Source organism: Natronomonas sp. (genome assembly GCF_036625485.1).
Classification (GTDB): domain Archaea; phylum Halobacteriota; class Halobacteria; order Halobacteriales; family Haloarculaceae; genus Natronomonas.
On the sequence record NZ_JAZKTR010000097.1, the window covers coordinates 1 to 9784 of the forward strand.

Genomic DNA, 9784 nt, shown 5'->3' on the forward strand with positions numbered 1-9784 from the left:
GCACGAACACCCAAGGGACCGCCGCCCCATGCGACGGTATGGCCGTCGAGGAACTCCCCGACATCGGCATTGGAACTTACGAAAACACCGACCCCGAGGTCTGTGCGGAAAGCGTCGCAACGGCGCTGAACTGTGGCTATCGCCACGTCGACACCGCCGAAGGCTACGAGAACGAACGGGCTGTCGGCGAAGGAATCCGACGCTCTGAGGTCGACCGCGAGGACGTCTTCCTCGCCACGAAGGTCAGCCCGGACAACCTCGCGTACGACGACGTCATCGACCACGCCGAGGCCAGTCGAGAACGTCTCGGCGTGACGACGCTCGACCTCCTGTACGTCCACTGGCCGATTCGGGCCTACGACCCCGAGGCGACGCTGTCGGCGTTCGACGACCTCTACGAGCGCGGCCTCATCCGGAACGTCGGCCTGTCGAACTTCACGCCGGACCTGTTAGAAGAGGCCATCGAAACGCTCGACGTGCCGCTTTTCGCCCATCAGGTCGAGTGCCATCCGCTCCTCCAGCAGGACCGACTGCGAGAGTTGGCCCGCGAACACGACCACCATCTCGTCGCCTACACGCCGCTGGCGAAAGGCGATGTGACCGAGATTTCGGAACTGGTCGATATCGCCGACGCCCACGACGCGACGCCCGCACAGGTCGCGCTGGCGTGGCTGCTGTCGAAGGACTCGGTCGCCGCCATCCCGAAATCCGAATCGCCCGAACACATCGAGGAGAACATCGGCGCCCTCGACGTGGACCTGACCGACGCCGAACTCGAGCGGATCGACGCCATCGACCGCGAGAAACGGTACGTCGATTTCGAGGAAGCGCCGTGGAACCAGTAGCGTAGAGACGAAGTGCCGGAGAGCGCCCACCCGAATCCCGATACGTTCGGCCCGTCGATGGGCGAACCCGACGGCGTGCCGGCCATCTTCGTCGGCGCCGACAACGCGGTCGTTCGCCCGAACGCCCGGGTCACCACGACGCCACGTTCCATTCGCTGTCCGTGTAAGGTAACCCAACGTGTTGGGTATCACCTTGAACTCCTAATATCCCCTATTCGATGATGTACCATGGCACAACCAGGGAGCGAACAAATCTGGCTTTGGATCGGCACTGCCGGGATGTTCCTCGGCATGTTGTACTTCATCGCCCGCGGGTGGGGCGAGGAGGACCGCAGACGGCAGGAGTTCTACATCGTGACGATATTCATCACCGCCATCGCGTTCGTCAACTACCTCTCGATGGCGCTTGGCTTCGGCCTGACCACGGTCGAAGTCGGCGGTGAAGAACTCCCAATCTACTGGGCCCGATACACTGACTGGTTGTTCACCACGCCGCTGCTGCTCATCGACCTCGGGTTGCTCGCGGGCGCGAGTCGCAACCAGCTGTCGACGCTGGTCGGCCTCGACGTGCTGATGATCGGCACGGGCGCCATCGCGACCCTGACCACCAGCGGCGTCCTGCTCGGTGCGGCCGGTGACCGCCTCATCTGGTGGGGTGTTTCCACGGGCTTCCTGCTCGTGTTGCTGTACTTCCTGTTCGGCACCCTCACCGAGGAGGCCAAGCGGCTCTCGCCGGAGGCCCAGTCGACCTTCAAGACGCTCCGGAACCTCATCCTCGTGGCGTGGCTGGTCTACCCGGTCTGGTGGCTGGTCGGCACCGAGGGCCTCGGCGTCATCAGCCTCAACGTCGAGACGGCCGGCTTCATGGTGCTGGACCTGGTCGCGAAGGTCGGCTTCGGTATCATCCTGCTGTCGAGCCGTGAAGTGCTCGACGCCGCGGGTGAACTGGCCGAAGGCGGCACCGCATCGCCCGCCGACGACTGAGACGACCGAGACGACGACGACGGCCCGACCCGGCCGGGACGCCGCAACCCCTGTCCCGCATCCCGTCGCCCGGTCGGGCCGTCGGTTTTCCATACACGACCCGACATACCATGCCCGGCCCGACGTACTTCCAGTTCCACGCGGCGTTCATCATCCCCGCAGTAGCGATGCTGACGGCGATGGCTGCCGTGATGCGGACGCGAACGCGGAAAAGCCCCGTCTGGGCCGTCGGAACGTCGACCTACTGGGCGGGCGTCGCCGTCGTCACCCTTGTCGCCGTCGTCTACACGACGCCGTGGGACAACTACCTCATCTCCAAGGGCATCTGGGGATACGGCGACGGCCAGACGTTCGCCCACATCGGCCTCGCGCCGGTCGGCGAGTACCTGTTCTTCGTCCTCCAGCCGATCTTGACCGCCACGTGGCTCGGCCAACTGACGCTTCGAGCTGGCTGGCCCGAGCCCGGCCTGCTGACCCGCGGGGGTGACGGCGGCCGAACCATCGATTTCGGCGCGCTGTCGGTCGGGCCCCGACTGCTCGGGGGCCTCGGGGGCGTCGGCATCGGCGTCGCCGGAGCGGCGTTTCTGACGACCCAGTCGACGTTCTATCTGGGCGCCATCCTCGCCTGGAGCGCGCCGGTGCTCACCCTCCAGTGGGTCGTCGGGACGCCGCAGTTGTGGCACCAGCGCCGCACCCTCACGGTCGGCGTCGGCGTGCCGACCCTCTATCTGTGGGTCATCGACCGGGTGGCGCTGGCGACCGGCATCTGGCACATCTCGCCCGACCACACGACCGGCTACGCCATTTTCGGTCTGCCGATAGAGGAGGCGCTGTTCTTCGCCGTCACGAACCTCTTCGTCGTCCAGGGCTTGCTCCTGTTCCGGTGGGTGATGGACCGATGGGCATAGCCACCGCCTCGACCGACGCTCGGCGCGGGTACGACCGCCTCGCGACCGTCCCCGCGTGGGCGGCCTGTGCCGCGGCAATCCTCCTTTCGACGGCCGCGCTCGTCGCCGACGTCTCGGTGCCGCCCGCCGTCCGCTACCTGCCGCTCGTCGCCAGCGTCGTCCTGTTCGGCCTCCCGCACGGCGCTATCGACACGTTCGTCCCCGCCCGTCTCGACGACCGAGGGCTCCGCGAGTCGATGGCCCTCGTCGGCGTCGCCTACCTCGTCTTGGGCGGCCTCTATGCGGCGCTGTGGCTGGTCGCGCCCGTCCTCGCGGCGACCGCCTTCATCGCCATCACGTGGTTCCACTGGGGACAGGGCGACCTCCATACCCTGTTGACGTTCGTCGGCGCCGACCACCTCCGAACGCGACCGCTCCGGGCGGCCACGCTCGTCGTCCGCGGCGGCCTCCCGATGCTCGTCCCCCTGCTGTGGTTCCCGGACCGCTATCGGGCCGTCGTCGACGCGTGGGTGGGCCTCTTCGGCGGCGGCCTCTCGGCGGCGCCCCTCTTTGCCGTCGAGACCCGCCTCGTCGTCGGCGCCGCCTTCCTCGCGCTTACCGTCGGCACGCTCGCGGCGGGCTACCGACACACCGGGGCGACCCGGGGCTGGCGCATCGACGTCGGCGAGACGGCCCTGCTGTGGGTGCTCTTTGCGACGGTACCGCCGCTCATCGCCATCGGCGTCTACTTCTGTGGCTGGCACGCCGTCCGGCACGTCCTCCGGTACACCGCCGTCGGCGGCCGCCCCCCGACCCGTCGCGCATTCGCCTCGTTCGCCCGGGAGGCCGCCCCGCTGACGGCCGCCGCCCTCGCGTTGCTCGTCGGGTTCGCCGCGGTCGTCCCGACCGTCTCGGGCGTTCCCACCGGCATCGAGGAGTTCGTCGCGCTGTATCTCGTCTTCATCGCCGTCCTGACCCTGCCGCACGTGGTCGTCGTGACGTGGATGGACCGCCAGGAAGGCATCTGGCATGGCTAGGGCGGCGCTGGCGTTCGGCGTCACCGACGTCGGCATCCGCGTCCCCTACCGGTCGAGGAACGCATCGACGAGTTTCCGCTCGGCCGCCCGGAGGTGCTGGTGGTACGTCGAGCGGTCGATACCCATCGCCGTCGCGAGGTCCTCGCCCGTCACCGGGCGGTTCCACTCGTAGTAGTCGCTGACGTGGGCCCGCCGCAGGGCGGTCAACTGCCGTTCGGTGAGTCGGTTCTCCACCTCGGCGATGAAGCCCTGCTTGGTCGCCGGGGGTCGTTCCCGCTCGCGGTTTGCGACCACGCTGATGTTCGGATAGTGCGTCTCGATACTGTCGACGATGGAGCGGGCCTCCCCGCCGTCGGGGAGTTCGATGACGATATCGGCGACGCCGTCCGCGACGTGGATGGCATCGATACGGGCGCCCCGCTCGGCGAGCGTCGAGACGAGCGAGCCGTTCGACGTTCGGAACTCGATCAGGGCCTCGTCGTCGTATTCGTGTATCGCCGTCGCCGAGACGATATCCGGGTAGGCCTCGGCCGCATCGAGTATCGCATCGACCGCCATATCGGTCACGAAGAACGTCACGACAATGCCGTCCTCGCGGAAGACCGACCCGCGATAGTCGAGATAACAGCCAGTCTCCGCGGAGAGTTCGACGAAGAAGAGGTCCTCGTCTTCCGCCCGCAGTTCGAGTTCGGTAACGCTGTCGCTGGCGAGGATGCGGCCGCGTTCGAGGGCGTTTATCGCCGTCCCGCTGGCCCGTCCGAGCGCCGCCAGCAGGTCGGTTTCGTGCTGGCTCAAGGCCCCCGGTTCGTCGGTATACAGCGTCAAAACGGCGTAGACGGTCTCGCCGTAGACGAACGGAATCGCCGCGAGGCCCTTCGGCGTCTCACCGTCGAAAAGCGGCGTATCGAGTGCCGCGAGGCGGTCCGCGTCGGTCACCGTCTGGACGGTCCCCGTCTCGTAGGCGGCGACCGTCGGGTCGGTTTCGTCGGTCAGGTCGCGTTCGAGCGCCCCGGTCGGCGGCGTGGGCGCACCGGCCCGGGCGCTTACCACCAGCGTGTCGCTGGCGAGGTCAGGTCGGCCGACCCACCCGAAGGCGTAGGGGTCGGCCGCGGCGACGCGCTCGCAGACCGACCGCTCGATCTCCGCGCGGGATTCGGCCTCGACCAGACTCCGGGTGACGTCCTGCAGGAGGCCGTCGATGCGGACGAGCAGGTGTTCGAGTTCCTCACGCCGCCGTTTGGCCTCCATCTCGGCTTCCTTCCGGTCGGTGATGTCCGTCTGGAAGCCGACGAAGTTGGTTATCTCACCCTCGTCGTTGCGGACCGGCGCGATGTCGACCCGGTTCCAGAAGGGGTCGCCGTCCTTCCGGTAGTTGAGAAGTTCGACGGAGGTCGGTTCGCCCGCGTCGATGGCCTCCCGCATCGTCGCGATGGCCTCGGGGTCCGACTCCGGGCCCTGCAGGAACCGGCAGTTCTGGCCGACCGTGTTCGCCTTCTCGTAGCCCGTCAACCGCTCGAAGGCGTCGTTGATGTACACCATCGGGTTGTCGGGGCGGTCTGGGTCCGAGATCGTGATGCCGATTGGCGCCTCGTCGATGGCGCGTTCCTTCAGCCGCAACTCCTCGTGGATATCGAGTTCCTCGATGGGCATCCGCACCCCGTCGTCGCGTCGCGTCGACTCGATGGCGGCTTCGACCCGCTCGACGAGGAGTCGCCCCGCGTTCGGGGCCGAAACGGGGACGAAGCCCGAAACGCCGGCCTCGACCGCGCGACTGGCGACCATCCCCGTCTCGTCGTGTGCCAGCAGAACGAACGGAACGGTTCCGTCGACTTGCCGGACCCGCTCGAAGGCCCGGAAGCCGTCGGTTCCGGGGCCATGTGTCCCCACGACGCAGTCGGCGTCGGCGAGGGCTTCCTCGACTCCCGCCAGGGTAGCCGTCCGCACCGAGATATCGTCGTGGCGTTCCAACTCCGCGCGTTGTTCCTGCCAGTCCGACGGCCGCTCGGAAAGGAACAACACGTTGGCCCCGACTCCCCGCCGTTCACGCCCCGTGGCGTTCTCTGTGGTCACTGTTCCTTATATACAGGACCTTGTGAACCATAAACGTACGCGAAGGTATGCGGGTGTTCCGGAAAGGAAGAGATGGGCGGCGATCGAACCCACGTATGGCGATTACTCGTAGGTCAGCGTGTAGCCGCCGTCGAACAGCATGTCGCCGCCGTTGAGGTGTTTCGCGTGCGAGGAGAAGCCGAAGACGAAGAGGTTCGCTACCTCGACGGGCATCATGAGTTCCTTCGTGCGCGCCTGCCCGAGCATGACGTCCTCGATGACTTCGTCCTCGGAGATGCCGCGCTCTTCGGCAGTGTCGGCGATCTGGTTGGCCATCAGCGGCGTCAGCACGTAGCCGACGCTGACCGAGAAGCCGCGGAGCGTGCCATCGCCCTCGGCGGCGATAGATCGCGTCAGGCCATTGAGACCGTGTTTCGCGGTGATGTAGGTCGCCTTATCCCGGGTGGCATAGCGACCGTGAATCGACGACATGTTGGCGATGGCCCCGACGCCGTCGTCGGTCGCCCGGATGTGCGGCATCACGAGTTTCGACAGCAGGAAGGGCGCCCGAACCATCACGTCGGTCATCCGGTCGTAGGTATCCATCGGGAAGTCGGGGATGGAGGCGATATGCTGCATTCCGGCGATGTTGGCGAGATACCGGATCTCCCCCTCCTCGGCGGCCGCCTCGATGGCCGCCTCGGTTTCGTCGTCATCGGTCAGGTCGGCGGGCGCGGCGACGAGTCGGCCGTCGGCGTCGAGCGAGTCGACCTTCTCGACCGTCTCGTCCAGGCCGTCCTCGTCGATATCGAGTCCGACGACGGTCAGCCCGTTGACCGCCAACGCGATGGCCGTCGCCCGGCCGATGCCCGAGGCGGCACCGGTGACGACGGCGACGTTGTCGGTCGAGAACCGCTCGTCGTCGAGGGTGAGGACTCGGTCTTTCGTGATCGGCGGCGGCGACAGTGATTCGTCGCCGCCATCCGTTCGTGAATTCATACCACGATATCGGCCAGCCACCGCTATGGAAACCAGGGTTCACATTCCAACATCGGGACGTCCGTGAGACGACCACCGGTGACACGCCGCAACGGCGTTCAGGTTGATATGTGAATCTCCGGTTTGATGCTGGATGAGTTGCTGTGGTATGGTATGTCACTCATCTCGTATAGCCGACCACCCACCCGTACGTCTCGACTACGGCAGGCGTGCCGACACGCGGAACCGAACCACACCGGCCCACCCGAGACGTGACGCCCGAGGGCCCCACGGACGCGTCCCCACACGCCCACGCCGGCCGGCCCTACGAGTGGGTCGGCGCGTGGAGCCGGCGGCGGGCGCGACTCACCCCGGATCAGGTCGCCATCAAGGAGCCGGCCGTCGGGTCGGAATACACCTACGCGGACCTCGACGAGCGGGCGAACCGGACCGCCCACGCGCTCCGAGAGTTGGGCGTCGACTCGGGCGACCGCGTAGCCGTGCTCGCGCGGAACCGGGTCGAACTGGTCGATCTGTTCTTCGCCACGGCCAAGACCGGAAGCCTGCTCGCGCCGCTGTCGCACCGTCTCGCCGAGCGCGGCCTCGCGGCCGTCATCGGCGACGTCGACCCCTGCGCGGTCGTCGTCGAGACGCCCTTCGAGTCCGAGCTGATAGACGCGCTCGAACGGAGCGACGCCGACCCCGCAGTCCGGTCGTTGCCGACCGACGAGGACCACCGTTACGACCCGCTCGATATCGACCAGCAGGAGGCCGCCTTCGAGGGCGTCGAAACCGCGCTGTCGGATCCGCATCTCCTCTTGCACACCGGGGGGTCGACCGGGACGCCGAAGGAGACGGTCCTCACCCACGGGACCATCTACTGGAACGCCTTCAACACCATCACCTCGTGGGGCATCCGCCCCGACGACGTGACGCCGCTGGTCTTTCCCATGTTCCATACCGGCGGCTGGAACGTCCTGACGCTGCCCTTCTTCGGGATGGGCGCGACGGTGCTGCTCCGGCGGGAGGCCCACCCCGAGCGCGTGCTGGCGGATATCGACCGCGAGTCGGCGACCACCCTCGTCGCAACGCCGACCGCCCTCGGCGAGATGGCCCGCCACGACGCGTGGGACCGGACGGACCTCTCCAGTCTCCGCTTCGTCAAAAGCGGCGGCGGCCGCTGTCGCGGCCACGTCATCGAGGCGTGGCGGGACCGCGGCGTCGACTTCTCGCAAGGGTACGGCCTCACCGAGTTCGGCCCGAACAACTTCGCCATGCCGTCCGATGCCCCGCCGGAGAAGGCCGACAGCGTTGGCGTGCCCGCGATGTGCGTCGATTTCCGGCTGGTCGACGAGTTCGGCGACGCGGTCGCCCGCGGCGAGGTCGGCGAGTTGGAACTCGCGGGGCCGGCCGCCGCCGCCGGCTACTGGGGCGACGCGGATGCCGACGGACACACCTTCGGCGAGTGGGTCTCGACCGGCGACCTCGCTCGCGTCGATGCGGACGGCTACGTCCACATCGAGGGCCGCATCGACGACATGTTCGTCTCCGACGGCGAGAACGTCTACCCCCAGCGCGTCGAGAGTGCCATCGCCGAACACCCCTCCGTCGAGGCGGCGGTGGTGTTCGGCGTGCCCGACGACCACCTCGGCGCGGTCCCCAAGGCCGTCGTCGTCGGCGACGACTCGCTGACGCTTCCGGAACTCGAATCGTTCCTCGAATCCCGCGTCGCCGACTTCGCGGTCCCCGTCGCGCTGACGGTGACGGACGGGTTCCCCGATTCGGGCACCGGGAAGATCGACCGGGCGGCCGTCAAGGAACGGTTCGGACCGATGGAGGAGGAAGGCTCGTGAGGAACCGTTATATAGGTGGCACCGAAAGGGAGACATCATGTTAGACGTCACCATGGAGATGGAGCAGTACGACTGTCCCTTCATCGACACCACCGTCGACCACGAGGTGACGTTCTCGACGATGCACTGGCAACTCGATGCGGCCGCCGAGGAACTGGAGACGCGACTGGTCGTCGAGGGGGCAGATCGGGGGGCACTCGACAACGGGCTGTCGGCGCTTCGCGCCCACGGGAACATGAACGACTACCGGCTGTTCACCCGGCAGGACGATACCGCCGTCATCCGGACGGTCATCGAACAGACGGACGCGATGGAGACAATCCACGACCGCGGCGGCTACATCACCGGCCCCTTCCACATCCGCGACGGCGAGGAGTTGTGGCAGGTCGGCTTCGACGACGGCGGCATCGCCGACGAGACCCTCTACGCCCTCGATAAGAACAACGACTTCGAGGTCAAACAGCGCCGCGGACTCGAACTCGACCAACTGTTCGATGTGATGCACAACGCCGACGCGGCGACCTCCCTGTTGGATGCCGCCCGGTCGCTGTCGGCCGTCGAGGAGGAGACCATCCGACGCGCGGCCGATGCCGGCTACTTCGAGACGCCACGGGACGCCACCCTCTCGACGCTGGCCGACGAGTTCGACGTCTCGACGACCGCCGTCTCCAAGAACATGCGCCGCGGCGAGAAGAAGGTCCTCCGGGGACTGGTCGAGGCGCTCGAACACGTCGACGAGATGCCCTGATACGGATCGATGTAACGAGTTGCCGGCGAGCGCCCGTATGGCTCGGCGCTCGGCGATAAAAGACTACAAAAAACCATATGAGACGCGGCGGCCCGCGATACGTCTGCGGCGTCTCCGCGTTCACGCATCGACCACCGGGGGGATTTATTCACGTCGGGATACTGCATCCAGCCATGTCGAGTACCGAGTGGGACCCAACCGATGATGACAGCGATCGGGACAAAAAAGACAGATTTGGTGACGCACTCGCCGCGCTCGCCGTCGAGACTTCCCCCGACCTCGACCCGGTCGATGCAGTCCGTGAGTCAAGAAGGGACGTATAAGCCTTTTCGTCGATTTATAGAACGGTATTCAAAAGGCGCCGCCACGATAGCGAATCGGGTGGGTTCCGAACCACCCACCC

General features: G+C 66.9%; 9 protein-coding genes. 7 read left to right on the top strand and 2 right to left on the bottom strand.

The window, feature by feature from the left end:
* Positions 1-38 precede the first annotated feature (38 nt).
* The 4 genes from V5A53_RS10110 to V5A53_RS10125 all read left to right on the top strand — a co-directional run bounded on the left by V5A53_RS10110 (position 39) and on the right by V5A53_RS10125 (position 3753).
* The gene (locus tag V5A53_RS10110; protein ID WP_332313490.1) at positions 39-845 is read left to right on the top strand and encodes an aldo/keto reductase; all 807 of its coding nucleotides are present in this window, start codon (positions 39-41) and stop codon (positions 843-845) included.
* 228 nt (positions 846-1073) lie between these two features.
* Positions 1074-1829: a bacteriorhodopsin gene (locus V5A53_RS10115; RefSeq protein ID WP_332313483.1), complete on the top strand. Its 756-nt coding sequence runs from the start codon at positions 1074-1076 to the stop codon at positions 1827-1829.
* Between the two features lie 110 nt (positions 1830-1939).
* Entirely contained in the window at positions 1940-2737 is a 798-nt protein-coding gene (locus V5A53_RS10120; RefSeq protein WP_332313484.1) for a lycopene cyclase domain-containing protein, read from the top strand.
* Positions 2728-3753: a Brp/Blh family beta-carotene 15,15'-dioxygenase gene (locus V5A53_RS10125; protein WP_332313485.1), complete on the top strand. Its 1026-nt coding sequence runs from the start codon at positions 2728-2730 to the stop codon at positions 3751-3753. The genes V5A53_RS10120 and V5A53_RS10125 overlap by 10 nt, the downstream gene beginning before the upstream one ends.
* Before the next feature lie 45 nt (positions 3754-3798).
* Here V5A53_RS10125 and V5A53_RS10130 read toward each other — a convergent pair whose 3' ends face one another.
* Positions 3799-5823 carry a bacterio-opsin activator domain-containing protein gene (locus tag V5A53_RS10130; RefSeq protein WP_332313486.1) on the bottom strand — a complete coding sequence of 675 codons (2025 nt, stop codon included), beginning with the start codon at positions 5821-5823 and terminating at the stop codon, positions 3799-3801.
* A gap of 102 nt (positions 5824-5925) precedes the next feature.
* Positions 5926-6801 (bottom strand): SDR family NAD(P)-dependent oxidoreductase, encoded by an 876-nt coding sequence (locus tag V5A53_RS10135; RefSeq protein WP_332313487.1) that lies wholly within the window; start codon positions 6799-6801, stop codon positions 5926-5928.
* Positions 6802-7052: 251 nt separating this feature from the next.
* Between V5A53_RS10135 and V5A53_RS10140 the strand changes: the two genes are divergently transcribed.
* The 3 genes from V5A53_RS10140 (at position 7053) to V5A53_RS10150 (ending at position 9704) form a co-directional block, all read left to right on the top strand.
* Positions 7053-8633 carry a class I adenylate-forming enzyme family protein gene (locus tag V5A53_RS10140; RefSeq protein WP_332313491.1) on the top strand — a complete coding sequence of 527 codons (1581 nt, stop codon included), beginning with the start codon at positions 7053-7055 and terminating at the stop codon, positions 8631-8633.
* A gap of 37 nt (positions 8634-8670) precedes the next feature.
* On the top strand, positions 8671-9381 hold the full coding sequence (locus V5A53_RS10145) for a helix-turn-helix domain-containing protein (RefSeq protein ID WP_332313488.1): 711 nt from the start codon (positions 8671-8673) through the stop codon (positions 9379-9381).
* A gap of 173 nt (positions 9382-9554) precedes the next feature.
* A complete protein-coding gene (locus V5A53_RS10150) occupies positions 9555-9704 on the top strand; it encodes a hypothetical protein (protein ID WP_332313489.1) in 150 nt (49 codons plus the stop codon).
* Positions 9705-9784 lie beyond the last annotated feature (80 nt).